General features: G+C 61.3%; 1 protein-coding gene. It reads right to left on the reverse strand.

All coding sequences use genetic code 11. From position 1 onward, the window contains the following. Positions 1-393, reverse strand: a 393-nt coding sequence (locus EN852_RS35825) for a caspase family protein (protein WP_189546388.1), incomplete at both ends; no start/stop codon positions are given.

Here is a 393-nt window from a genome sequence, read left to right on the forward strand (position 1 = left end):
CGAGGAATTCTCCCACGGAACCTGCTTGCCATTGGTCGCTTTCACGACATCCCGGCGAACGGCCGCCATGACCGCGCGGATCTCCTGGTTCGGCGCCAGCGCGCGGCGGGAGAAGGCGGACGAGAATGGACTGAGGGCACCAGTGCCGTCATAGGCGACCGCTCCAGGTTCGGTGGCGAAGGCAATTAGCGTGTTCAGCGAGCTTTTCACCTGTGCAAGGCCGGTATCGCCGGAGACGATCAACTGGTCGCGCAGCCAGTAATCCTTGCGCGGGAACGGATTGTTGCGGCAGGCATCGAGAATAATCACCTGGATCTTCGACTTCGAGCGCAGTTGCTCCAGCACGTCGTCCAGTTTGATCGCCTGGACCTCGATGTCGGCCGCATCTTTCAG

Origin of the sequence: Mesorhizobium sp. M2E.F.Ca.ET.209.01.1.1, assembly GCF_004010375.2 — a bacterium.
GTDB lineage: Bacteria > Pseudomonadota > Alphaproteobacteria > Rhizobiales > Rhizobiaceae > Mesorhizobium.